Origin of the sequence: Bradyrhizobium sp. 132 (assembly GCF_023074185.1) — a bacterium.
Taxonomy (GTDB): domain Bacteria; phylum Pseudomonadota; class Alphaproteobacteria; order Rhizobiales; family Xanthobacteraceae; genus Bradyrhizobium.
Genome location: NZ_JADPKY010000116.1, coordinates 1 through 22,849, shown reverse-complemented (window position 1 = coordinate 22,849; position 22,849 = coordinate 1). Strand labels below are relative to the sequence as shown.

Annotated in this window: 28 protein-coding genes and 5 pseudogenes; 17 read left to right on the top strand and 16 right to left on the bottom strand. The window is 60.6% G+C overall.

Going from position 1 to position 22,849, the window contains the following annotated elements:
* Positions 1 to 263: 263 nt before the first annotated feature.
* Positions 264 to 491 carry a DUF3551 domain-containing protein gene (locus tag IVA74_RS24660; protein ID WP_247348903.1) on the top strand — a complete coding sequence of 76 codons (228 nt, stop codon included), beginning with the start codon at positions 264 to 266 and terminating at the stop codon, positions 489 to 491.
* A 131-nt stretch (positions 492 to 622) separates the two neighbouring features.
* Here the strand turns inward: IVA74_RS24660 and IVA74_RS41015 are convergent, their stop codons facing one another.
* Complete coding sequence (locus tag IVA74_RS41015; RefSeq protein WP_256467604.1) at positions 623 to 748, bottom strand: hypothetical protein; 126 nt, start codon at positions 746 to 748, stop codon at positions 623 to 625.
* Positions 749 to 945: 197 nt separating this feature from the next.
* On the opposite strand from IVA74_RS41015, the gene IVA74_RS24655 reads away from it, so the two are divergent.
* On the top strand, positions 946 to 1,287 hold the full coding sequence (locus IVA74_RS24655) for a PLD nuclease N-terminal domain-containing protein (RefSeq protein WP_247348902.1): 342 nt from the start codon (positions 946 to 948) through the stop codon (positions 1,285 to 1,287).
* 493 nt (positions 1,288 to 1,780) lie between these two features.
* Here the strand turns inward: IVA74_RS24655 and IVA74_RS24650 are convergent.
* From IVA74_RS24650 to IVA74_RS24635, 4 genes and pseudogenes are all read right to left on the bottom strand, one after another.
* Positions 1,781 to 1,945, bottom strand: a pseudogene (locus IVA74_RS24650) (SOS response-associated peptidase); the annotation flags it as partial.
* Between the two features lie 245 nt (positions 1,946 to 2,190).
* Positions 2,191 to 2,811, bottom strand: coding sequence for a cysteine hydrolase (locus IVA74_RS24645; RefSeq protein WP_247348901.1), 621 nt, complete (start codon positions 2,809 to 2,811; stop codon positions 2,191 to 2,193).
* Positions 2,812 to 2,855: 44 nt separating this feature from the next.
* Positions 2,856 to 4,442 carry an MFS transporter gene (locus tag IVA74_RS24640; protein ID WP_247348900.1) on the bottom strand — a complete coding sequence of 529 codons (1,587 nt, stop codon included), beginning with the start codon at positions 4,440 to 4,442 and terminating at the stop codon, positions 2,856 to 2,858.
* Positions 4,443 to 5,042: pseudogene (locus IVA74_RS24635) on the bottom strand (HlyD family secretion protein); the annotation flags it as partial.
* Between IVA74_RS24635 and IVA74_RS24630 the strand changes: the two are divergent.
* The 3 genes and pseudogenes from IVA74_RS24630 to IVA74_RS24620 all read left to right on the top strand — a co-directional run.
* A pseudogene (locus tag IVA74_RS24630) lies at positions 5,036 to 5,353 on the top strand (glycosyltransferase); the annotation flags it as partial. The pseudogenes IVA74_RS24635 and IVA74_RS24630 sit on opposite strands and share 7 nt — an antisense overlap.
* Positions 5,354 to 5,620: 267 nt before the next feature.
* Entirely contained in the window at positions 5,621 to 6,064 is a 444-nt protein-coding gene (locus IVA74_RS24625; RefSeq protein WP_247348898.1) for a low affinity iron permease family protein, read from the top strand.
* 2 nt (positions 6,065 to 6,066) lie between these two features.
* Positions 6,067 to 6,582, top strand: coding sequence for a DUF1003 domain-containing protein (locus IVA74_RS24620; RefSeq protein WP_247348896.1), 516 nt, complete (start codon positions 6,067 to 6,069; stop codon positions 6,580 to 6,582).
* Between the two features lie 119 nt (positions 6,583 to 6,701).
* On the opposite strand, the gene IVA74_RS24615 is transcribed toward IVA74_RS24620, so the two are convergent.
* On the bottom strand, positions 6,702 to 8,108 hold the full coding sequence (locus tag IVA74_RS24615) for a carbohydrate porin (protein WP_247348894.1): 1,407 nt from the start codon (positions 8,106 to 8,108) through the stop codon (positions 6,702 to 6,704).
* A 396-nt stretch (positions 8,109 to 8,504) separates the two neighbouring features.
* On the opposite strand from IVA74_RS24615, the gene IVA74_RS24605 reads away from it, so the two are divergent.
* Positions 8,505 to 8,981, top strand: coding sequence for a hypothetical protein (locus IVA74_RS24605; RefSeq protein ID WP_247348890.1), 477 nt, complete (start codon positions 8,505 to 8,507; stop codon positions 8,979 to 8,981).
* 126 nt (positions 8,982 to 9,107) lie between these two features.
* Here IVA74_RS24605 and IVA74_RS24600 read toward each other — a convergent pair whose 3' ends face one another.
* Both IVA74_RS24600 and IVA74_RS24595 read right to left on the bottom strand, forming a co-directional pair.
* The gene (locus IVA74_RS24600) at positions 9,108 to 9,587 is read right to left on the bottom strand and encodes a hypothetical protein (protein ID WP_247348888.1); all 480 of its coding nucleotides are present in this window, start codon (positions 9,585 to 9,587) and stop codon (positions 9,108 to 9,110) included.
* A gap of 558 nt (positions 9,588 to 10,145) precedes the next feature.
* Positions 10,146 to 10,619: pseudogene (locus tag IVA74_RS24595) on the bottom strand (SDR family oxidoreductase).
* A 204-nt stretch (positions 10,620 to 10,823) separates the two neighbouring features.
* Between IVA74_RS24595 and IVA74_RS24590 the strand changes: the two are divergent.
* From IVA74_RS24590 to IVA74_RS24580, 3 genes are all read left to right on the top strand, one after another.
* Positions 10,824 to 12,053: an ABC transporter substrate-binding protein gene (locus IVA74_RS24590; RefSeq protein WP_247348887.1), complete on the top strand. Its 1,230-nt coding sequence runs from the start codon at positions 10,824 to 10,826 to the stop codon at positions 12,051 to 12,053.
* Positions 12,054 to 12,167: 114 nt separating this feature from the next.
* Complete coding sequence (locus IVA74_RS24585; RefSeq protein ID WP_247348886.1) at positions 12,168 to 12,512, top strand: hypothetical protein; 345 nt, start codon at positions 12,168 to 12,170, stop codon at positions 12,510 to 12,512.
* Between the two features lie 108 nt (positions 12,513 to 12,620).
* Positions 12,621 to 12,872, top strand: coding sequence for a hypothetical protein (locus IVA74_RS24580; RefSeq protein ID WP_247348885.1), 252 nt, complete (start codon positions 12,621 to 12,623; stop codon positions 12,870 to 12,872).
* A 418-nt stretch (positions 12,873 to 13,290) separates the two neighbouring features.
* Here the strand turns inward: IVA74_RS24580 and IVA74_RS24575 are convergent, their stop codons facing one another.
* From IVA74_RS24575 to IVA74_RS24565, 3 genes are all read right to left on the bottom strand, one after another.
* Positions 13,291 to 13,473, bottom strand: coding sequence for a hypothetical protein (locus tag IVA74_RS24575; RefSeq protein ID WP_247348884.1), 183 nt, complete (start codon positions 13,471 to 13,473; stop codon positions 13,291 to 13,293).
* Positions 13,474 to 14,063: 590 nt separating this feature from the next.
* Positions 14,064 to 14,333 carry a hypothetical protein gene (locus tag IVA74_RS24570; RefSeq protein ID WP_247348883.1) on the bottom strand — a complete coding sequence of 90 codons (270 nt, stop codon included), beginning with the start codon at positions 14,331 to 14,333 and terminating at the stop codon, positions 14,064 to 14,066.
* Positions 14,334 to 14,436: 103 nt separating this feature from the next.
* The gene (locus IVA74_RS24565; RefSeq protein ID WP_247348882.1) at positions 14,437 to 14,592 is read right to left on the bottom strand and encodes a hypothetical protein; all 156 of its coding nucleotides are present in this window, start codon (positions 14,590 to 14,592) and stop codon (positions 14,437 to 14,439) included.
* A gap of 349 nt (positions 14,593 to 14,941) precedes the next feature.
* Here IVA74_RS24565 and IVA74_RS24560 point away from each other — a divergent pair, with 349 nt between their 5' ends.
* The 5 genes from IVA74_RS24560 to IVA74_RS24540 all read left to right on the top strand — a co-directional run bounded on the left by IVA74_RS24560 (position 14,942) and on the right by IVA74_RS24540 (position 17,920).
* Positions 14,942 to 15,169 carry a hypothetical protein gene (locus IVA74_RS24560; protein WP_247348881.1) on the top strand — a complete coding sequence of 76 codons (228 nt, stop codon included), beginning with the start codon at positions 14,942 to 14,944 and terminating at the stop codon, positions 15,167 to 15,169.
* On the top strand, positions 15,166 to 15,522 hold the full coding sequence (locus tag IVA74_RS24555) for a peptidoglycan-binding protein (protein WP_247348880.1): 357 nt from the start codon (positions 15,166 to 15,168) through the stop codon (positions 15,520 to 15,522). Before IVA74_RS24560 ends, IVA74_RS24555 begins: the two co-directional genes overlap by 4 nt.
* 2 nt (positions 15,523 to 15,524) lie before the next feature.
* Positions 15,525 to 16,184, top strand: a complete 660-nt coding sequence (locus IVA74_RS24550) for a L,D-transpeptidase (protein ID WP_247348878.1) — start codon at positions 15,525 to 15,527, stop codon at positions 16,182 to 16,184.
* A gap of 125 nt (positions 16,185 to 16,309) precedes the next feature.
* Positions 16,310 to 16,729, top strand: coding sequence for a CopG family transcriptional regulator (locus IVA74_RS24545; protein ID WP_247348876.1), 420 nt, complete (start codon positions 16,310 to 16,312; stop codon positions 16,727 to 16,729).
* A 3-nt stretch (positions 16,730 to 16,732) separates the two neighbouring features.
* Complete coding sequence (locus IVA74_RS24540) at positions 16,733 to 17,920, top strand: PHB depolymerase family esterase (protein WP_247348875.1); 1,188 nt, start codon at positions 16,733 to 16,735, stop codon at positions 17,918 to 17,920.
* Positions 17,921 to 18,149: 229 nt separating this feature from the next.
* Here IVA74_RS24540 and IVA74_RS24535 read toward each other — a convergent pair whose 3' ends face one another.
* A complete protein-coding gene (locus tag IVA74_RS24535; RefSeq protein WP_247348874.1) occupies positions 18,150 to 18,359 on the bottom strand; it encodes a hypothetical protein in 210 nt (69 codons plus the stop codon).
* A gap of 388 nt (positions 18,360 to 18,747) precedes the next feature.
* Between IVA74_RS24535 and IVA74_RS24530 the strand changes: the two genes are divergently transcribed.
* A complete protein-coding gene (locus tag IVA74_RS24530) occupies positions 18,748 to 18,948 on the top strand; it encodes a hypothetical protein (RefSeq protein WP_247348873.1) in 201 nt (66 codons plus the stop codon).
* A gap of 347 nt (positions 18,949 to 19,295) precedes the next feature.
* Here the strand turns inward: IVA74_RS24530 and IVA74_RS24525 are convergent, their stop codons facing one another.
* Both IVA74_RS24525 and IVA74_RS24520 read right to left on the bottom strand, forming a co-directional pair.
* Positions 19,296 to 19,793, bottom strand: a complete 498-nt coding sequence (locus IVA74_RS24525) for a hypothetical protein (RefSeq protein ID WP_247348872.1) — start codon at positions 19,791 to 19,793, stop codon at positions 19,296 to 19,298.
* 5 nt (positions 19,794 to 19,798) lie between these two features.
* Positions 19,799 to 20,767 (bottom strand): annotated as a pseudogene (locus IVA74_RS24520) (DNA ligase D); the annotation flags it as partial.
* Between the two features lie 596 nt (positions 20,768 to 21,363).
* On the opposite strand from IVA74_RS24520, the gene IVA74_RS24515 reads away from it, so the two are divergent.
* Entirely contained in the window at positions 21,364 to 21,828 is a 465-nt protein-coding gene (locus IVA74_RS24515) for a hypothetical protein (RefSeq protein WP_247348871.1), read from the top strand.
* A gap of 41 nt (positions 21,829 to 21,869) precedes the next feature.
* Here IVA74_RS24515 and IVA74_RS24510 read toward each other — a convergent pair whose 3' ends face one another.
* The gene (locus tag IVA74_RS24510; RefSeq protein WP_247348870.1) at positions 21,870 to 22,118 is read right to left on the bottom strand and encodes a hypothetical protein; all 249 of its coding nucleotides are present in this window, start codon (positions 22,116 to 22,118) and stop codon (positions 21,870 to 21,872) included.
* 1 nt (position 22,119) lies between these two features.
* The gene (locus tag IVA74_RS24505; RefSeq protein ID WP_247348869.1) at positions 22,120 to 22,344 is read right to left on the bottom strand and encodes a hypothetical protein; all 225 of its coding nucleotides are present in this window, start codon (positions 22,342 to 22,344) and stop codon (positions 22,120 to 22,122) included.
* Between the two features lie 169 nt (positions 22,345 to 22,513).
* Between IVA74_RS24505 and IVA74_RS24500 the strand changes: the two genes are divergently transcribed.
* The coding region (locus IVA74_RS24500; protein ID WP_346730977.1) for a Ku protein at positions 22,514 to 22,849 on the top strand (336 nt) is incomplete at its 3' end.

Here is a 22,849-nt window from a genome sequence, read left to right as displayed (position 1 = left end):
GGGTCCACGCGCGTTTTCTTTGGTTTGCGCCGGCGAGGCCGTGCCTGAACTGTTATTGAAACCTTACAGGCTCAACTTCGCTAGCGCCGCCATCATGCGCTTTGCGTCGTCCAGGCGCGTCAATTCGCCGGCCGCCGTCGCCCCGAGCACTTTTCGCGCCAGGCAGCATCAATAAACGCCCCAGCGTCTGGCAAGGGGTTTTACTGGCTGGATTGCCCTCGCGTCGCCGGTATATTCATCTTCATCTATCCATGGAGGTCGAGATGCATCGCGTCGTTCCGATGCTGGCGTTACTCACCACCGCTATATCTCTTGCTTTCTTGGAGCCGGTCCGGGCTGCCGAGGCAGATCGATACTGCCTGCGAGGTCGCAATTGGGGCTTTCCGGGCAATTGTCAGTTCGCCACTCGCTCGCAATGCCTGGCTGCCGCTTCTGGCACGAACGCATATTGCGGCATCAATCCGCGCTATGCCGCTTCGCGGCGACGCTAATAACCGCTCGGAGCTAAGCCATTCGGCGCTACCGCATGGCAGAAGCGGTCAATCAAGGAAAACCCCCGATGCGAAAACTTGCACTGTTCGTCATCCTGCTCTCGTTCGCAGGAATGGTTCCTTCCAGCGAATCATTTGCTCAGAGTGCGCTTCGAGGTGCCGTCATTGGTGGTGCTGTCGGTGGTCGCCGCGGTGCTGCCATAGGAGCTACGGCCGGAGCCATCGCTGGCGCCCACCGGCGACATCAGCATTGGCATCGATATTATTGGAGGAACGGCAGCTGCTGGCATCGCTCGACCAGCGGAAGGTCGCACCGTGTGTCGCATCGATACTGCCGTTGAGCCAGCGCGGAGTGGGTCGCGCGACTGGCGTGCGGCAAAGATCGAGAACGGCAACTCAATAGGGGATCGCAATGTTCTTCGCTCAGGAAGGATTCACATATCGAAATTTTCTGATGGATATGATTGCCGTATTCGCATTTGTCGTCTGGTTCTGGCTGCTCATCGTCATCTATGGCGACCTGTTCAGGCGCCACGACATTTCCGGATGGGGCAAGGCACTGTGGGTGCTCGCGCTGGTTCTAACCTCCTATCTGGGCATCTTTGCCTACCTCATCACCCAAGGCAGGGGGATGGCGGAACGCAGCGCCGAGCAGGCTCAGCGGGCGCGCGAGGAATTACGGCACGTCGTCGGCTTTAGTGTCGCCGACGAGCTTTCCAAGCTCGATCAGCTCAAACAATCGGGATCCATAACCGATATCGAGTACGGGCGCCTTCGCACCAAGCTGGTCTCTTAACCGTCGGTGCGCGACGCATGCGAAGCGGTGAGGGAAGCACGGAGGCCTATGATGCTCGCAAAGCCTTTTGGCACCGTTGGAGCTTTTATAGCTGGCTTTGCGATTGCGTGGACTGAAAGCGCGCATGCGGAAATATTCATAACAACCGCCACCATATCGCAGGGCGAGCTGGTCATCGTCGGAAGAGTAAGACGACCCCGCGAGCCCAGCGTGGAGATCAGGATCAGTCCAAGCAAAACCGTGAAAGTCGAGAGCACTTCGACCGGAGGGTTTCGGTGGATCGGACCGGAGTTTCCGTCCACTTGTATCGTAAAGATCACGTCCGGACCGGATACGAGAGACGTGGTGATACAGAACTGCGGCCTCCCCGGACCGGCGGGTCCCCCAGGTCCGGCCGGACCTGCAGGCCCGATCGGACCGCCCGGGCCCAAAGGGAATTAGAAGGCAGATTTTCGTCTTCCAGGTTTGCAGGTTGCCCGCCGGATCGCTCTCGCATCGCGAACCAGACGTCCCCGCCCTCGGCCTTGTTGAATTCGCGCAAGCTGTTGAACGGCACCACGCAGCGGTGCTCCGAACCCAGCCAGCGGGTTCAGTGCTTGCTGTTCACGTTGCGGATGTTGGCCGTGCCGCCGTCGGGCTCCATCCGGAGCAGTTCCTTGCGATAGCGCGGTTGAACAGATGGGCACGCATCTGTGGCGGTAACCGAGGCGGTCGATTGCTAAGGACCGCGGATCTCCAGCTAAATAAGCTCTGGTGGGCCCGGCAGGACTCGAACCTGCAACCAGACCGTTATGAGCGATAACGGACGTGGTTGTTAATTTTGCTGGGCGTTCGTCTGAGATCAATCGCATTCGGCGCGCTTTGTCGAGGTCGTTTCTGGTGCGAAACGGGTGCGGTACCTGATCACGAAGGCAGCCGTTCCAGTAGCTCCTTCGTCGTCAGGATCGCATGGGCAAACATTGGGGCGTTAGTTTCGGCAGCCTTCATGCCTTCGGCGCTGAATGCGGCTGTCGCATCTTTCACAAGCGTGACGTGATACCCGAGCTCCATGCCGAAGCGGCCGGTCGACTCGATGCAACTATTCGCAATTAGGCCCACGAGGATGATCTTTTGGATTCCATGCTGCTTCAACTGGAGGTCGAGATCCGTATTTGCGAAGCCGCTTTGCGCCCAATGTTCCTTGACAACTACATCTCCTTCCTGGGGGCCAAATTCGGGATTGAACTCTCCGCCCCACGTCCCGGCTTCGAACGCCTTGGTTGGCAAGCCTGCCTTCTGGAACATGTTGATGTGCTCCCAGCCGTTGAAATCGTGCGGATGTGAGCGATGATGCGGCACAATGAAAACCTGGATCTTGGCTGAACGCACTTTAGGCAACAACTTGCGGAGATTTCCGAACATTCCTGACGCGTCGGCAGTTTCCTTGATGGCATTGAAGAGCTTTCCGCCTTCGCTCATGAAGTCGTTATACGGATCGACGACGAGAAGCGCAGTGCGGTCGGCGGCGTAGGTGTGGGTTGTCATATTGTCCTCGTTCTTTCATCATGATTGTTGGTGCGACAGGCTTGCTAGGTGCCCGATTTGGGAGAGAACGGTCCGACGGGCGGCGGATTCATGAAGGCAACGCAGACCAGGGCAAGGATAGCAAACCAGGTCGTGAGCCAGAATGCGTCGATATAGGCCAAGGTGTTGGCCTCCCGCTGCATGGCGGCTGCGAGCGTGCTTGTTGCGCGCGTTGCGGTGGCAGACGCGCCGTGTGAGGCGAAGGGGGCTGCCATTTGCGACAGCGTGTGAACGAGGTCCGCGTCTCCGCGGGCAACATTCAAGCCAAGCAGATTGGACGAGACTTGTTCGCGTATCCTCAGCCAGGTCGCCATCAAGGAAACGCCAAATTCGGCACCACAGAGGCGCATCACTTGAATATATGCGGCGAAGGCTGTGGAGCGGTCAGGGTTCGAGTTGGCCAGGGCGAACATGACGGCGGCAAACAGGGCAAAGCACTGCCCAACGGATTGCAGCAACGCCATCGGAATGAAGTCGGCAAGCGACCACTCGTGCGTCAATTGCGTGCCGAGGAGGCCCGCCGCCGCAAACGCAGCAAGCCCGACGATCAAGGTGATCCGCAGGTCGTGTGTCTTGACCAGGTAGACCGACAGGGGCACGAGCACCAGCATTGGCAGCGTCGCGTAGATCAGGAACAGCGGACCTGACTGATCCAGCCGTAGTTGCGTTATGTTTGTGAGGAAGCCGGGCGCCAGGGAGGAATTAGAAAGGCTCGTCAGCGTGAACAGCAGCACCGTCAGCAAGGCGAGCCCGATGTTGCGGGACAAGAGGACGGTGGCGTACGCCCACGGCTTCTCGACGAGCGCTTCGTTGACGAAGAATCCGACAGTCAATACGCCACCGCTCACCAGCAGTGAAACGACCGTACCCGAATTGAGCCAATCGAGACGGTTTCCCTGATCGAGACCGGCGAATATCATGGCCGTTCCGCAACCTAGCAGAAGCATTCCGCCCCAATCCGCATCTTTTACGAGTTCCTCGTTGACGGGCTCGTGTGGGGTGCCCCAATAAGTGAGCAGCGCCATCAAAGGAGCTATCAGCGCGCCTTGCCAATAGATCCATTCCCAGCCGGCGTGCTCCAGATAAAAACCGACTAGCGCAACGCCCGAATTCATTGAGAACCCGACGCGGATACAATAGATCGCCAGCGCCGGCACCCACCATTGGATCGGGAGCGCACGGATGATTACCAGGAGCGTCGCTGGAATGAAGATGCCGAGAAGAAATCCGTGAACAATATTCAACGCCAGAAGCGCGTGAAAGTCGCGGACCAAGGGGATAAGGAGTGACACGACGGCGTAAATCAAGCTCGGAATTCCGAGAACCCGGCGCACGCCGAAGGCTGTCGCCAACCAAGCTACGGCGGGAGCGATCAGGATTTGTGGCGCGGTACCAGCCGTGTTGAACCAGGCGCTTTCGTCGAAGCTCATGGCCATGGCGCCACGGATATCGGGGAGCGCCAGCGAGAACAGCCGGGTGTCGAAGCTTGCGAGAAACGCCCCGAGCATGACAGCCGCAACCGCAACGAGAGGTCTCTGCGAGACTTTTCCGACGGAAATCGGGCCGCTTTCGATGACATTAGTTCGTGACATCTATTCACCGATCCCTTCGATATGGATTCGGGTCGTGGCCGACATGCCGGGCAGCAACCGTGCGAGGAGAGGCTGACCCGCGTCCAGTTCGATCCGCACCGGGATTCTTTGCACTACCTTCGTGAAGTTGCCCGTCGCGTTGTCTGGTGGAAGCAGCGCGAACTGTGATCCGCTTGCCGGCGCGATGCGCTCGACCCGGCCATGCAGGGTCTGGTCTCCGAAGGTGTCCACGATAATGTCGACGTTCTGACCGGCTCGGACCCGCCTGAGCTGGGTCTCCTTGTAACTCGCCATGACGTAGACGTTAGGCAGCGGAACCACGTTGATCAGGCTGCTGCCGATCGTGACGTAATCCCCCGGCTGCACCTGTCGTTCACTGACGACGCCGTCGAAGGGAGCCACGATGGTCGTGTAGCCGAACCGAAGCTTGGCTGCTTCCAGGGCCGCTTGAACTCCGAGCAGGTCGCCCGCGCGCTGCTGCCTGGTTCCTGCCAGCACTTCCAGTTGATGACGCTGGGCGGAGACGAGGGCCGTGCTTGCATTGACGTCGGCTTGGGCCTTGGCATAGGCGGCGACCGCCTGCTCAAGCTTCTGTCGCGAACGCAGCGGGCCTGCTGTTTCCGATCGGTTGGCCCGAGCCGTTCGGTCTGGTCATGATCGAGGCGATGGCGTGCGGAACGCCCGTGATCGCCTATCGATCAGGCTCGGTGCCGGAAGTCGTGGAGGACGGCGTCACGGGTTTCATTGTCGATGGTGAGGAGCAGGCGATCAGGGCAGTGAAAGAACTGGGCCGCCTGGACAGACGAGTGGTCCGGGCCCGGTTCGAGGAGTGCTTCGCCGCAAGCCGGATGGCGAAGGAGTACGAGACCCGATATCGCGACTTGGTCGCTCGCGGAGGACGCCTTGCGTGAGAGATCTATTCCGCGGCTGGCTTGTGGGACCGGCGCGAATCCGAATCCTTGGCCATCCGTTCCGGGCACGAGCAATTGGCAATTCCAGAGGTGAGGTCGGCATCCGAACGGGCGCGGCTCACGTTGGACGTACTCTGCGATCGCTCTCAATACCTGCTCTCGGGAGCACCCGCGAAAGCACGTCACTGAGTATGCCGGAGACTATGGTTCCGTCGCGCGGAACTTTTGCCCCGAAACAACATTGTGGTCAGGGCAAAGGCTGAAATCATGAGATACGAACCCTCCTCGATTTCAAAATTCTTCGGTGATTTGGCTAACCAGACTTCGCTCGCGGCTGGGCGCGCCTCGACCTTCCTGTTAGCCGCGGGCGTGGTGGTAGTATGGGGCATCAGCGGCCCCCTCTTCCAGTTCTCGGACACTTGGCAGTTGGTCATTAATACTGGGACCACGATCGTAACTTTCCTTATGGTATTTCTGATTCAGAATTCGCAAAACCGGGACAGCGCGGCCATTCAGGTGAAGCTGGACGAGCTCATTCGCGTGAGCGCGGCGCGCAATAGTCTCGTGGGAATCGAGCACCTCACAGATGATGAGATTGAGGAGCTTCGCTCGAAATGTGAAGCGCGTGCCCAAGCCGAGAAAGCCGGAGATGAGACACTCGACCGGACCCGACAGTCAGCGCGGCAAGCCGCCGAGCAGATCGCCAGCTGACGATGTCAGCGCCGGCATCATCGCAAAGACCGGTAGAAAATATCGACGCTATCCTGCGGCTTGAACAGCAGGATGAGGAAAAGATCGCTCTTCATCATCGTGTTTTTCATGCAATCGGATCGTTCGCGGGCACTCCGCAGTTTGTTGTGCTGCAGTGCGCGGCGGTGGTGTGTTGGATTGCCTTCTGCGGGGTGTTCCCCGATCGCGCGCTTGATCCATTCCCGTTCCCGCTGCTCGCGACGTTCCTCGCCCTGGAGACGGTACTTCTCACCTCCTGCGTCCTCATTCGTCAAAATGCGACTGACCGCATTCTGGAGAAGCGAGATCGTCTAGAACTTCAGATAAATCTCCTCTCCGAACGGGAGGCGACGCGGTCTTTGAGAATATTGCAGAAGCTTGCCAAGCGACTGAATGTTGATGACGAGGATTGCCAGCAAGACGAATTGGCGCAGGAGACGTCTGTTGATCAAATTGCCCGAGGCTTGCGCGAGCGCGATGAGGCTGAAAAGGCTCAATGAGATATACGTCCCAAGTAAGCCGATATAGCGGTCGCCCTGATGCCACCTGGACCATCGTCTTCATCTACACGAGTTAAGCATGAACTTTCTCGAACAGAGTCCGTGCGATGCGCACGGCGCTAGAATTTCAACGTGGTCCTAAGACCGAACACCGACGCGTTTTTAAGCACCTTTCCGGCGAATGGCGTCGCCGGCCCCGTGGCGCCGCCGCCAGGGTGGATGATGTATTGGAAGTTCGGCTGCAACGACCAGCCGTCCTTTATCTGGTATTGGTAGACCGTCGTCAGCAATCCCTCGAAGTTTCGCAAGGGCCAATTGGGATTCACCAGCGTGCGGTAGTCGGCGTCGAGCGCCTGCGCCCGTTTGGACACATGGGCATAGCCCGCGGCGATCCCGAACTTATCATCGGGCCGGTCGTCACGAAGCCCGATGAACTCGACGCCGGCATCAGCGTAGAGATCGATCAGGTTGCGATCAGCGGGCGCGCCGGCGGCCCTTGCGAACACACCGATCCCGCGATCGTCGCTGTGAGGCACGCGGTAGATCTGTTGCTCGAAGACTGCCCAAGCACCAATGTCTCCTGCCAGCAATAAGGGCTCGCCGCTGCTACCGGAAGCCGCGAGCGAGACGCCGTTCGACGCGAGCTGTTGATCCGCGAAAGAGCCGAAGTGCCGCCACCCGCCGAACTTGATCTGCCCGGTCAGGTTGGGATCGCCCTTCTTGTTGTTCCAGGCGTACTGGATCTGACCCAGTAACAACGGCGGATCGTTGACGCGGAAATTCACGCCGTACCGATTGCGCTCCTGCGGGTCGCCCGATCCGGGTCCGGCTTGGTCGCCGTCGAAGATCCCGCCCAGAAGGGAAAGCTGGTCGGTCACGTTGACCAGTAGCCTTGCGCCCATAGCCGCCAAAGGTGGCGAAGGTCCGCCGCTGGGAAGATCGAGCGAGGTGATCGCGGGCCAACCCATTGAGGCGTTGGTGAACACGTCTGTATATTTGGTGTTGAAGAATTCGCTGTCGGCGGCGAGCTGGCCGACTTTGAGCGAGATCCTCTTCGCGCCCCACTGCTTCTCGAAATAGGCTTCGTAGAGACGCGTTGAGGGCAGCGCCTCGATTCCGCTGACCACGAAGAAGTTCTGAAGATTGCTCCGGGACAGGCCGTCGCCATGGATCTGGAACATGTTGGCGTGAAAAGTGAGCTTGTCGATGCCGACGAGCTTCTGCAGATCGACATCCACCGCCAGGTTGAGACGGCCTTCGTAGATAGCACCCTTTTTCAGACCGCCGGCAGCGTTACCAAACGCCTCGCCGATGTAAGTGGCCGCGAACTTCACGCCGTACTTCTGCAGCGGGTTGGGAAGAAGGCCGAGCGTCTTTTCCTCTACCGTGCTCTCACCCGTATCCGGATCGGCCGGTTTGTCGTCGTCGGTCTTCTTATCCTCCTGGGCGGCGGCGCCGGCTGCCAGAACTAAGACGACCGCTGTCGAAAGAACGACCTGCCTATAGAATCGCTGAGGTCTCGACATGCGAGTTCCTGATCTCGAGGATAGCCTTACGAATTGCCTGATCTTGCAAGGCAAGTCCACCGTGCAGGCACCTTCCAAAGGTACGGGTCAGACCAGCTGGCCTATCGCGATCTACATTGTTGAGTCGCCCCGTGCGAACTGTCGGCTATAGTGGGACTTTCGCTTTCTGGGGGAGCATTGATGTTCGACGCGGCAACCACTGCGCTATTGCGCGCTGTCTTAGACGAGGTCTGCGAGAGCGTTTCGCACCGCGAGATCGGACCGCGTACCCATATCGCCTCAAAGACAGTGGACGCGGCTACCAGAGGCGAAGTATCGCTGGACGAACTCGGACACGGCGGGCGTGACGCCCTTTCGCGGGCGCCCATGGTGTGGCGCTGATCGGTCGAGGCGGGCGTGAACTTCCAGGTCACGGTCCTCAAGATCCTGGTGAGCTATCCGGATGGCTTCGCCGTCATGGAGGACCTCAAACGCGACATGGCCATCCTGGCGACCAGTGGCCGCGAATGGGCGGACCGGACCAGGCGCCTCGCCGCACGGGTGCCCGATCTCGACATCTTTTCACACGGGCTGGTCGAACGAACCAGCGGCGGGTGGCAGATCACAGCCAAGGGACGGGTGGTGCTCGAGTTCATGGAAGCCCGCCCCGCTGCGCCCGCACCGGTCCAAGCTCCCTTGCTCGAGGACGCTGCGGCTGTGATAGCCCCTACAAGTCACGTTCTTTCGTTCCGGCAGCCTGCTGACCGTGCCAAGCGGCGCCGAGAACGCCGCGAACGTCGTCGGAAGGCTCGCGAGCGAGCGAGCGAGGGCGAACGCTTCCTGAGGCGAGATCGAGAGCGAGAAACAAGCCCCAGACAAGGTCCGGCGGCTTAGATTCGCGGACCGTCGATGAGCGAGCCCGAAGCGCACTTAACGCGAGGCGGCTGACCTCTAAGCCGCGCCTGAAATGGCGGGTGGACCGACAACACCTGATTGAATCAGAAGGCGCCTAACGCCCTTCTACGTTTCGCCGACGTTAGAAAGCGCGAAGGCCGCGAGCAAGCCGACAACCACGAGCACGCCGGCCAGCTTCTGTTCGCCTTCGACAGCTTCCGGCACCATGGTGTTTACCACCATCGTGAGAAGAGCGCTCGCAGCTAAGGCACTTACGGTAGCAACGACCTGAGGAGCAGCGCCGCCCAGGAAAGCTGCTCCTAAGGCGGCGGCAACTCCCGAAAGGATGGTGATCGCGCCCCAAAATCCAAAGATATAGGTAGCCGAACGGCCAGCGGCCCGCATGCCGAGCGCACTAGAAAGCCCCTCCGGGAAGTCGGACAGAAAGATAGCGGCGAGCATCGCGATGCTGATGCCCTTTCCGCTCAACAGCCCCCAACCCAGGACAACGCTTTCCGGAATACCGTCGAGAAGTGAGCCGACGGCAATCGCCAGGCCTCCGCCTTCGCCGGCGTTGACCTGCTGGCCGCCGGACCGCTTGCGCAAGCGCGCTCCTTGTCGAGAGACTGCCCAATCGGAAAGAGCATAGGCGGCAGAGCAGCGATCGCACCCGCAATGATGGGCCAGATACCGCCTTCCTGGTATCCGTCCTCCAGAAGGTCATGGGCCACGGCCGAAAATCAGCACGCCGCAGCCGAAAGACATGATCGCTGCAGTAACGTAGCGAGGCATCCTGAATACGAATGCGACCGCTGCTCCCAGGAGCAATGATGAGGCCCCAAGCAGCCCCCAAAGACCCGCAGTAAGCCAGATGGGCATGGGAGCTACCGCTACTTTTCGGCGCGTAGCGAGGGCGAGGTCTGGCGAGGTGCTTTCTCCTCTTTTCGATGACCCTTCTTGGGAGAGATGGATTGGCGCTTCAGAGCGGACGCGAGCGCTCTCGCTGCCTCGCGGGCGATCTTGCCTGCGGCCACTGCCCGCGCGCCATTTGGCAATGCTCATTCCTCCTCTTGCCGAAGGGGCCGATGCCGCAACACCCGCATGGTTAAGCCGTTCCGATGGGCCCCTAACACTTTCGTTGAGAATGGTGCCGTGCGGCTGTGTCTATCCCCCGCTTGCAAAGCTCGGGAAAAGCATCATGCCGCCGTCGATGAACAAGGTGGTGCCAACTACGTAGTCAGCCGCATCCGAAACCAGCCAGGCGACCGCTTGGGCGACATCGTTTGGCTCACCGATGCGCCGATCGGGGATCAGTGTCATCAGACCATCGTAGGCTTCCTTGGTCTCCCACGCGGGTCGGTTGATCGGTGTACGGATCGCTCCAGGCGCGACGCCATTGACCCGGATGGCCAGCGGAGCAACTTCCTACGCCAGGCTTCGCATCATCTGCATGACCCCGCCCTTTGAAGCCGCATAGTTCGCATGACCCGCCCAAGGGATCTCCTGATGGACGGAGCTCATGCAGACGAGTTTGCCAGCTGCCGCCGAGATGTTCTTCACCACACCTCGTTTCTTAAATACACGGACGGCTTCTCTGGCACAGAGGAAGTGCCCGGTGAGACTGACGCCATTGCGCAAGCTCAGATTGCAGCTGGCCTGCTCCCGCTAATTCCCGCTGAAGGAATTTGTGCGATGCGTCTAACTTAGCTTTTTTTCCCTCGTGACATCAACCGGCTCGCAGGTTTCGTTGCTGCCGCGGACGTTTCCCATGCATACTCTCTACTGCGCGCTGAACAGCTCACCAGAATGGCTGAAACAGCTTGGCTTTAAGGGAGGACAACGATGCGTGGTTCGTACGTCAACTTTGTCTATTCGACCGCAATCACAGCGGCACTTTTTGCAACGATCTCATCAAATGCTAGTGCCCAAAAGAAACACGATCCCGGTGCAACGGACACTGAGATCAAGGTTGGCAACATCATGCCGTACTCTGGTCCGGCATCCGCCTATGCCACGATCGGGAAGACCGAAGCCGCCTACTTCAACAAGATTAACTCTGAAGGTGGCATCAACGGCCGCAAGATCAACTTCGTCTCTTATGACGATACGTACAGCCCGCCTAAGACGGTCGAGCAGGCCCGCAAGCTGGTTGAGAGCGACGAAGTGCTGCTCATCTTCAACCCGTTGGGCACGCCCGGTAACACAGCAATCCAGAAGTACATGAACTCCAAGAAGGTGCCGCAACTATTTGTCTCCACTGGAGCAGCCAAATGGAATGACCCGAAGAACTTCCCTTGGACTATGGGATGGCAGCCGAGCTACCAGGTGGAGGCTCGTATCTACGGCAAGTACATCCTGCAAAATTACCCGGGTAAGACGGTCGGCGTGCTCTACCAGAACGATGACTTCGGAAAGGACTACGTTACCGGCCTAAAGGACGGCCTCGGCGATCAAGCCACGAAGCTTATCGTTGCTGAGGCAGCTTATGAGACGAGTTCGCCTACCGTCGATTCCCAGGTAGTGCAGATCAAGGGCGCAAACCCGGACATCTTCGTCAATATCGCAACACCAAAGTTTGCCGCTCAGGCCATCAAGAAAGTTGCTGAATTGGGCTGGCATCCCGTGCAGTTCCTGACCAACGTCTCAGGTTCTATAGGCGGGGTCATCAAACCTGCCGGCTTCGAGGCCAGCCAGGGCATCCTGTCTACTGCATACCTCAAGGACCCCAAGGATTCAGAGTGGAAGAACGATGCATCGATGAGCGAGTGGCGATCTTTCATGACGAAGTGGTACCCTGAAGGTGATCTCGACGACTCTGCGACTGTTTTTGGCTACGGTGTGGCTAAGGGCCTCGAGCAAGTCCTCCGTCAGTGCGGTGACACGCTGACCCGTGAGAATGTAATGAAGCAGGCGGCCAACCTCGATTTTGAGATTGGAATCTACATCACGGGCACGCGTATCAAGACAGGCCCTGACGATTTCGCTCCGATCGAGCAGCTCCAGATGATGCGATTCAAGGGAGAAAGCTGGGAGAGGTTCGGGCCGATCATGAGTGGTGCCAAAGGATCCTGATCGACCATTAACGGTTGTCCCTGGGCCCGCACCGCTTTCCGATTGAGCACGTGCGGGCCAGAGCGGCCGAGCGTCATTCTTCAAGAGTCGTTTGAGAAACGTTCAAAGCCCCAAATGCGCGAACCAGAAATGACACAGGCTGAAATGGAAACCGAGCTGCGCGCAGTGCGTTCGGAGCTGGACGCTCAGGTTGCTGGGGCCGTGGCTCGTGACATCGAATGGCGTCGGCTCGGATTGATTGCTAAACTCAGCGGCATACTATCCTCTTTTGCTGGGCTAGGCTTCATCATCACCAACCTTGTGGTCTCAAAAGCACCAGCAAATTCTATTTTCCACGACCAGCTCGTGATGATGTCCATCTTTTTTATCTTGTTGGCCGTTCCCCTGATGATTATGGGCCAGGCGCTGCACAGGTCGCAGCAACTGAGTATCGGACGATCCCGAACGCCGCCATCGTAGCCGCTGACTTGGTTCGACGTGACGTGCCGCACATACAAGACTTCGGTGAGTTCCCATTCTCACGGCACGGGCGCGCAATAGTGCGGCGCCTGATTTGGGACCACGAACATGACTAGCTTTCGTACAGGATTATTCGCCATCGCAACTGCAGCGGTGATCGTTTGCACCGGCGGCTCGGTCTCCACTGCAACAGCTGGAGCTTATGATTGGATGAGCAACAAACCCTATGTTGCTTGCGTGCAACGGGCTCACAGCAACGGCCAGGTAATTACGCAGCTCTACGGTCATACGGCAGGTGTAATCGCATACAACCGCGATCGCCGCACTTGCAACAGGCAGAATGGCTACCCGGATGCCTGATTTGTTCATGCGGTGAGCCGATGAATCCCAATCGGCTCACCATGATTCCGAACGTGCCCTGACATGAACACTTCTAATTGCCCAGCAGAGGGATATCTCAGATGCGTTGGTTGTTTGTCAGTGTTATCGGCATGTCGGTTGGGCTAGGAACGCTGCTCATCACATTGCTGGATAACTTGTTGAGGGGTTACAGCGTGTCTTGGTGGGTTATGCTGACGCTTCTCACCTTGTTCTCGATCCTAGTCACCGGTTTCACCGTGATGACGCGGATTAAGTGAGTCTGGAAGCATTATTACGCGGCTCCAGGGCAGTGGCGATACGAGCCGGTGACTGCTCAGTGCAACTAGAGAAGGACCCAAAATCGTTCACTTCCAGCAAGTCGCAACTCAAACCCACCAGTACAGCGAAATCGGCTCGTCTATCGTTGATGGCCTAATCCGATCCCGATCTTCAACGCCTTCTGACGCAAGGAACCCACGGACCTCTTCGTGAGCTTGGCGATCTTGGTTACAGGCGTTCGTGCCTTCGAATGGGCACGCAACTCCTTCACGTCTTCCTTGGTGTATTCCCGTCTGCCTGTCGTCTTCGATTTTTTGGCCATGTCTACTCCGCTAATTGGAGTGGCCTTCTATCATGATTGCTTCGATGTGCAACTTGAGTGCCTTGTTAGTTGATCATCTGCAAAGATGCACCTTCGGCACTCTGCAGTCCTAGCGAGCGTGGAGGTGGCTTCAACTCTTCAAGAGCTGCTTCGATGATTTCGACGTCACTCTGAACCAAGTCTATCGGATTAGCAGCATTGATCCTCGAGACTTGCTTGCAGCTGGCTCAGCATCCTGCGCCTGTGCGTCAGCTGTTCGCAAGAGCGCGGCTGTCTGTCACTTACGTAGCCCGAAACGATCGATTCAATTGCTTGCGACATCTGGATCCGTCCAAGGTCGTGCACGCTTACTTTACCAGTGTTTCCCCGCGTCGAGTCTATTTCGAGGCTCTCCCGCGGTTGATGAAATGCACCCAGACGAACTCGCCGTTCACCCACGAAAGCTCGCATGCGCGTGTGCGCGTCGGTCCTCACGAAGCAGCGCAGATCGTCGCCCATCGCGCTGAGCAGATGTCGTGCATGAAGTTAGGCGCGGCCATCGATGAACTGACCGAGATCCGCGAGATTTTACATGCGCGGGATGAGCATCCTCAGAGAGGGTCGGCGGTTTGCGCGACGACAAGCTCTTCCGGCCGGGTTTGCCGGACTTCAGGCCTCGCCTGGTCCAGAGGGCCGATGATGGCGCCGTCGTGCGCGGCGCCGGCAGTGGACGGCGCAGTCGGACTGGAGCGCGAGGAGCCATCGCCTTTGGTGTCGTACCGGTTGGCAAGATCCAGCAGACCTCGCCTGGTGAACGGATCGGCCTTCTCGGCGAGGTTCCGGACCCGGTGGTCGAGGCCCCGGTAGAATTCCTGCTCCATGACGCAACCCCACGACGTTGATAGGTGGAGTTGAGTATGCCGATGCTCCCGGAGTCAAGACTGGCAGGACCGTGCGTGGTTCGGCGTGTTTGGTGGCAATCGCTCAGAAGAGGGCGGACCAGAAGTCCGGACCAAACACCGTGGCTGCTGCGAGGGATAGCAGCAGCCCGGCTCCGCAGAAGATCGCGAGCGCCTTGAATTCTTCGAGGTCCGCATCCGTGCTGGTCGCGCGTGCCAGCGCCTTGGCCGCCCATTCCATGGTTCGGTCTCCTCTGAAAACCACCAACCAGCCGTAGCAGCTCTTCCCACTAACGCGTGCGAACTGGCTCTCACGCGCCAGCACCACCTCGCCCTGACGCTGGCAGAAAAGCGGGCCATCCTCGCGTTCTGGGCCTCGGACGCTTCGGCCATCGCCTCCTGCCAAGCGCCGCTTCTCGGTGTCGCGCCTGCGGCGTGAAGGACGCAGTCATGCGGACAGTTCAATCGGCATGGCAGAGCATCGCCCAGGCCGAAAGCGGCTGGGCCCGCTGTCGATCGCCTTGCGCTGCGCACGGAACGGAGCGTGTTCGAGGCCGTTGCACCCTTAACCTTCAGGATGGAGAACGCTCATGAGACTGATTTTGGCAGCGGCTTGCGCGGTCGCCATTTCGCTGGCTTTCGCACCCGGCGCGGACGCCAAGGGCTGCATCAAGGGGGCCATCGTCGGCGGCGTTGCCGGGCACATGGCGGGACACGGCAAGCTCGGCGCCGCGGCCGGCTGCGCCGTCGGTCATCACGAAGCAAACAAGGCCGACGCCAACAAGGCTAACGCACAGCCGCCTGCGGACCGAAAGTGATCCACCAGCGCCACCGCAAGCCAGGCTGGCATGTGTCGTCCGGATGCATTGTGATCGGCATTGTGCTGGCGGGCGTCACCAGCTCCGCGCGTGCCACTGAAATGAAGCCTGCCGCGATCGACGCGGCCGAGCCCTCGAAGAAGACCCTGTCCAACGAGAAGCCGACCCCGGCGGGGGTCCGGTTGCAGGTCCTGCTCGAGCGGGCGCACTTCTCGCCAGGCGAGATCGACGGAAGGTTCGGTGAGAACGCGAAGAAGGCACTGCGGGCCTTCGAAGAGGCGCAGCAATCGCCGGTCTCCGACGACTCAACGCCGATGTTTGGGGAAAGCTTGCTGCGGACGACCGCCCGGTGACGATGAACTACAGCATCGCGGAGGAGGACGTCGCAGGGCCGTTCCTCAAGAAGCTGCCTGCGAAGATGGAGGACATGAAGGACATTCCGAAGCTGTCCTACGGCAGCCCGCGCGAAGGCTTCGCCGAGAAGTTTCACATGAGCGAGGATCTGCTGTCCGCCCTGAATCCGGGAAGGCACTTCGACCGCGCCGGCGAGGCCATCGTCGTGATCGACTCCGGAGCCAAGCAGAGTTCAGAGAAGGCGGCCAAGGTCGAAGTCGACAAGAGCCGGCAGACGGTCAAGCTGTTCGACAAGTCGAACGCGCTGATGGGATTCTACCCCGCGACGATCGGCAGTGAGGAGAAACCATCCCCCTCCGGCACCTTGAAGGTGACGGAGATCGATCGCAATCCGACCTACCGCTACAATCCGGCTTACCATTTCAAGGGCGTTCACTCCCGCAAGCCGTTCACCATCAGGCCGGGCCCGAACAATCCTGTCGGCTCGATGTGGATCAATCTCTCCGGCGACGGTTACGGGATCCACGGCACGCCGTTCCCGGGAAAAGTTTCCAAGTCGGAATCGCACGGCTGCGTCCGGCTCACGAATTGGGATGCCGAGCGAGTCGCAGAACGCCTCTCCAAGGGCACGCCGGTGGAATTCGTCGACCGCGTGAAATGACCCCCTCGACGACTCTGCTTACGTCGGCGCCTACAGTCCAGAGCCAGCCGCCCCCCTTGAATAAGGCGATAAAGCATCCATTTAGCATCCTATAGCCATCCCACTGGATGGTGAAAGGATGTTGCATGGCCGATAATCTGCGCGAGCTGCGACCCAAAACTTCAGACACCGAGAAGATCACGATCAACCTTGGCTATGTCGACCTCGGTCACGTCGATCTCATGGTGCAGGAGGGGTTCTATTCCAATCGGACCGATTTCATTCGGACCGCCATCCGGAACCAGCTCGAACGCCATGCAGACGTCGTGAGGCAATCCACGGCCCGGAAGAGCCTGGACCTCGGTCTGCGCAATTACACCCGCGAGGATCTCGAAGCGGCGCGGCGCGCCGGCGAGATGCTGCAGATCAACGTCTTGGGCTTGGCCACCATCGCGCAGGACGTCACTCCCGAGTTGGCCCGCGCCACCATCGTGTCGGTGTCGGTGCTTGGAGCGCTTCACGCCACTCCCGCGGTCAAGGCCGCTCTCGCCGACAGAACGAGGTGAACGATGCTGAATCAAGACATGGTCCGCGAAGCCACGCGCCTCACCCGTGCCGGCCAACTGGTCGAAGCCACCGCACTCCTGCAGCGCATGCTTCAGGGCGGCAGCGCCCCAGCACCGACGTCTCGCAGCGGCACTCAGGCTCCGCTCGCGCGGCTCGAGCCGCCAACCATCGATGCCAAGGCCGACGTCGTCGAGGAGAGGGAAAGCCGGCCGACGCCGCCTAGCCCCGTTCAAGGACGCAAACGCAACTCGTCGCTCGATGGCACGAGGAAGTTTTCCGGGTTGGGCCTGCAAGGTCCGATCGGACGCGCTCCGCCGTCAACGTCGGATATCGCGCCCGAGAGCACCCAGTTCATCGCCGGTACCTTCAGCAACGCAGCGGGAAGCCGGACCTACAAGCTGTTCATCCCGAGCCGCGCTCAGGGAAAACAGCTCCCCCTGATCGTCATGCTCCATGGTTGCACCCAGTCGCCGGACGATTTCGCCGCCGGCACCCGGATGAACTTCATGGCAGAGGAGCGGAATTGCTTCGTCGTCTATCCCGAGCAGCCGAGCGGAGCCAATCAGTCGAAGTGCTGGAACTGGTTTCGGACGGGCGACCAGCGCCGCGGCGGAGGCGAGCCGTCTATGATCGCCGGCATCACCCGCCAAGTCATGCGCGACCATGCGATCGATCCGAAGCGCGTCTACGTCGCAGGATTGTCGGCCGGCGGGGCCGCCGCCGCCATCATGGGCGCGACGTATCCCGACCTTTTCGCTGCCGTCGGTGTTCATTCGGGCCTGGCGTGCGGCGCCGCGAGCGATCTTCCCTCTGCGTTCGCCGCCATGCGGCAGGGAGGCGGGTCCAAGGCAATTACCAACGGCAAAACTTCTGTGCCGACCATCGTTTTCCATGGCGATCGCGACACGACGGTGCATCCAAAGAATGGCGATCAGATCATCGAGCAGTCGGCCGGAGCGACGAGACCGACGCGGAAGGTGCTTCGCGGACGCGTACCCGACGGCCATGCCTATACTCGCACCGTTCTGATCGACGGGGGCGGCCGGGCGATCTCCGAACACTGGAACGTCGACGGCGCCGGACACGCGTGGTCGGGCGGCAGTCCCGCAGGCTCCTATACCGATGCTCGGGGGCCGGATGCGACGAGGGAAATGCTGCGCTTCTTCCTCGAGCATTCGCTCGCTGGGTAGGCCGACTTCACCGCGCTCAGATCATCCGGCATGTCCCCGAACTCGTCGCTGAAATCGCCGCTCGACGGGTCTCCCCTCCGCGAGAACGCGACGGCGCCGGCGTGGCCCGGCTTGCGGGAGAGCGCCTCCGCCGCGGAAGAGACAGCTCTGAAGGCGACATGCCGCTTACGGAAGAGACGACGCGGTGAACCCGCACGCCAGGCCGGCGTGACCTTGGCGCCAGAGAGCGTCAGGCCTCGCCCGGTCCGGAGAAGATCGAAGCTGGTGGCGTCGTCCGCGGTACGGGCAGCGGACGCTCGGTCGTTCCGGATCGCGCGGTGCCGCCTTTGGAGTCGTACCGCTTGGCGAGATCCAGGAGACGACGCCGGGTGAACGGATCAGCCTTTTCGGCCATCCCGCGGACCCGCTGCGCGAGACCTTGGTAGAACTCCTGCTCCATGACACGCCCCTCGACATCACTGCCCAGAGTTGAGTGCTCTGCGGTCCCGGAGTCAAGAAGGCCCGCAATAGTGCGTAAACGCGACCAGGAGTTCATCGGCCAGCTTGAGCTCCCGATGTCGGCTGCGGCCTCCGGAGGCATAGTTCTTCGCGTTCCGAGCGGACATCTCGTCTGCATGGAACGGGCTTGGCCGGATGCCGTTGGTGCGGCGGGCCCGCGCGAATGCAAGGCCTGCGTGGCTCCGCCCTCAAGCCCCCAGCCCCCAAAAGGCGGGGCCACGCTCAATCCTCTCCGTCCTTCCGCAGAATTTTTCCTCATCCCTAACTTGCGTGAATCCCAGGCTGGGCGGGTTCAGGCAGGATGCTGGCTTCGCCTGGAGAGACCTCCAATGTTCGATGCTGAAACAACCGCGCTTTTGCGCGCGGTCCTCGAAGATGTGTGCGAGAGCGTGTCTTGCTACGAGACCGCTGCCCGCACCCACGTGACCACCATGATCCTCGAGGCCGCGAGCAAGGGCGAGACCTCGGTCGACGGGCTTAAGCAGATCGGCAGGAGTGCACTTCGCGGAGCGCCGATCGTGTGGAATTGACTGCTCTAAAGCGGAGCAGCGCGCGCCCAGCGCCGCTTCTCTCGAACGAGCCGAGGCTTGTGCCTCGAGCTATCAGGCTCGCGTCCAAGTGCACCTGATCGACACATCGCTGCACCGGACCCGGGTAATCTTGCTCGATCCAGGGCTCATCGGCAAAGCGAACAAGACTTCCGCCACACCGCGACCAAATCGGGCTTTTAGAAGCTGGCACGTCTCGACCAGCACCAAGTCTGTCGTGAGGTATTGGTCGATGCTCTGAAGGATCGACTTGGCGCGCTCGTTCTGAGCATCTCGCGTGGCGGCCGCAGCGAACCAGACGGAGCTGTCAACGAACGCACTCATGCGCGTCACTCCTGAACCGGGTACTGCCAAATGTCGCGCTTTGGCTCGCTGCCCTCAAGCCATTTTTGCGCGCGCTCTTTCGAGGCAAAGAGCTTGATCCAGTCGCGCTCACCGATGGCTCTGGACGCCGGATCGGGCAAGCAGAGCCAAACCGATCCTTCGGCTGGACCGCCTTCCACTTCGTATTCCCAGGCCACGCCTTCGGGGTCGTTGTCCTGGAGCCAGGCGTCGGCGGCACCGCCAGATGCAAACACCTTTACCCAGCCGGCATCGCCCACTGCGCGCGACTCGCCGTTCTCGTAGTCATCAAGGTAGAGCCATACGGTTCTGCCCTCGCGGCGAGCCGTGTCATGGCTGCGGACCGCGTCGTTCACCCTCTGCCGGTCGGATCGATCGATTTCAGGCAGCGACGTCACCGCGGCGTACAGTTCGGCCGGAATGCTGCGCCTGTCGCCGGGAGGCTTGTAGCGCCATTCCACCCATTGATCGAATGCGTCCGCCATATGGCTCACCTCCTTGGTTTGGCGCGGAACGGACCGTCGATGGTGAAGGCGTCCGGCGCGATCCCGCTCTCGATGCGCTTCCAGGTCACGGGCGCTGCGATCGGAAATCCCTCTCGGGCTCGCGGGGAATAGGTGCCGATAGCGGTGGTGCCGCGGCCATTGCGCAGATAATCGAGGAAGATGCGATCGCGACGCTTTGCCTGAGCAGACAGCAGGTAGCGGTCTGGATGGCGCGCTGCGAGGGCGGAGACCAGCTGATGCGCGACCCGATGCGCCTTGTCGTGCAGCACCGGCTGATCCAGCGGCGCCATCAGATGAATTCCTTTGCCGCCGGTGAGCTTGGGCCAGGTCTCAAAACCCTCTCGTTTCATCAGCGCGCGCAGATCGAGCGCGGTCTCCACGACGGCATTCCAATCGACGCCCTCGCCGGGATCGAGATCGATCACGAGGCGGTCGGCATGTTCGAAGTCCTCGACGGTCGCATTCCACGGGTGCAGCTCGACAGCCCCGATCTCCACCAGGCCAAGGAAACCATCCAGGCTGTCGACCCACAGGCGCGTTCCCTGGCCGCCCTCGCGCTTCTGAATGCGGAGCTGATGCACGGCGGCCGGAATGTCCTTCGGCAGCGGCCCCTTGTGATAGAAGGTCGTGGCGTGCACGTGACGCACGAGCTTCAGCGGTCGATGCCCGAGGTGCGGCAGCGCCTTCTTCCAGACCCGGGCCCAATAGTCGGCGAGTTCTTGTTTGGACGGAGCAACGGCGTCCGGCAGAAGTTGCAGGATGTTCTCTCGGGGGACGCCCAGCTTCGGCCGGCCGGCGACGGACGGCACCAGCCGCGGCGCCTTGACCTTGCGCACCGCGAGATCGTCTCGAAACCCCTTGAACACAGCTTCGCGCAGCAGGCCATCATCGGTCAGCGCGCCATATTGGACCTCGATCTCAAGGGTCGGCTCGACCCAGGTCCGGCGGCTTCTCGCGCAACGTGGGATCACACGGCTCGATGTAACCAGGAATAGCAGCTTTGACGGCGCCGTGGACACGCGATACTCCCGAACGAGACTGACGCAACGCCACGGCACACATGGCGATTCAACGTCGTCACGCTGATTCGTTCCGTGTCTCGTCTCCGGATCGCCCGGAACGTGGGTTGCCTCCGGGCGTTGGCGAGCGGTGGTGCAGGGGGAGGAGCGAGTGCGATGATAGAAACGGAGACCCTACTCGAAAAATGTCCCCGGTGCGGCGCATGGCCCATGGCAGCGAATATCCCAAAGTCCGCTTCCGTGCAACGCGAAATCCAGTTCAGGTGTCCGAGGTGCCACGCGGAAGAGGTCGGCTGGCTCCGTCGTCCAACGTCCCCGCTGCGCGCTGCCTAACACCACGCGGCCGAAGAGCCCGGAGGAACTGTCGCCGTCGCGTTCTCCAAGGCGGCAGATGGTTGTCCAGGTTCTAAGATGGCTGGTGCCGTCGAGGAAGGCGAGTAGCTCGCGTGCCTTCGATGGCCAGCAACTGGTGTCTTGGAACGTAGTTGACCTTGCCTGCTTTTTCTCTGTGATCGCCGGAGGAAAATGTGATGAAAACAACGTTGGCGGCTCTCGCAATGACACTTGCAGCCACGTTGGCGGCCTCGGCCCAGCCCGCCAGATGGACCAGATACAACATCCCCGAGAGCGGCACCTCCGTGGACCTTCCGTCCTCGATCTTCACCGAGCCGGCGGGTCGACCCGACGGGTATGGGCAACGGTTCCGAACCGCCGACGGACGCGAAGACCTCACGATCCAGGCCGCGCCCAACGTCGAGAACGATTCTCCCGCTGCTTTTCTGGCAAAGAAGCATCCGCCTCCACGCATTCAATACAAGCGAGTGACACCACGGTTCTTTGCGGTCTCCAGCTACAAGGGCGACAAGGTTTGGTACAACCGCTGCAACTTCTCCGGGCGGCTGGTCCATTGCGTCCTGATCAACTATCCCGCGGACGAAGAGCGCGACTGGGACAAGATCGTCACTCGCATCAGCCTGTCGCTCAGCGGCAAATAGCGTCTCAACCGGCTCACGCTGACATCTTCGCAGTCCGCCATTCAAAGCGCGCTCAGGTCGTCCGGGACTTCGCCGAACTTGCGAATGACGGTGGCGTCTCCGAACTCGCCTGTCGCAGGATCTCCACTACGGCTGAACGCGACCGAGCCTAGGATCCCGGGCTGGCGAGACAGCACCTCGGCACGCATCATGGCGGCGTTGGCCGAGAAGCACTCCGTCGCCTCGCCGGCGGCGATGCCATCGTCGGCGGCAACGAAGGGCAACGCGACGTAGTAGGTGACCTCGGCCATCTCAGTCGTACCAATCCTTCCGATCGCGCGGGACGTTGAGCCGGCGGCGCGAGTAGCCGGCGGAAACCGAGGTGCGTAGCTCCACGACTTGTGCCTCCAGGAAGCCGTTGGCGACAAGCAGCGCTTTGACCGCTTCCCGCGCATCTCCGCCGCAGGCGGCGATGGCCTGGTCGGCGGCGGCCTCCACCTCGAAGGTGGCCGGTTTGGATGGCTCGGGTCGGGTCATCGGAGTATGTTCTCATTTTGTTCGCAAGAGTCAAGGCTGCGCGTGCCGTGTGATGGCGCCTCGCTGGGTGGCCAGGCACGGATATGCGTGGACGGCGGCGGCAGTGTCGGAACTGTGTCGCGCCGTTCGTCTTGAGTCCGAGTCCCTGTACCTGGAGTGTTGCGTAGCCATGGCCCCCCGCGCGAACTGGAAAGGCTTCCTGCGCCTGTCCCTCGTCACCTGTCCGGTGGCGCTGTACCTGGCCACTTCCGAGCGCGAGAAGATCTCGTTTAACCAGCTCAACCGCCAGACCGGCCATCGCATCAAGTACCTGAAGGTCGACGCCGACACCGGCGACGAGGTGCCCAACGAGGACATCGTCAAGGGCTACCAGCTCGAGAAGGACCAGTTCATCGAGGTTTCCAAGGAAGAGCTCGAAGAGATCGCGCTGGAGTCCACGCGGACCATCGAGATCGACGAGTTCGTCGACAAGACCGATATTGACCCGCGATACCTGATCCGCCCC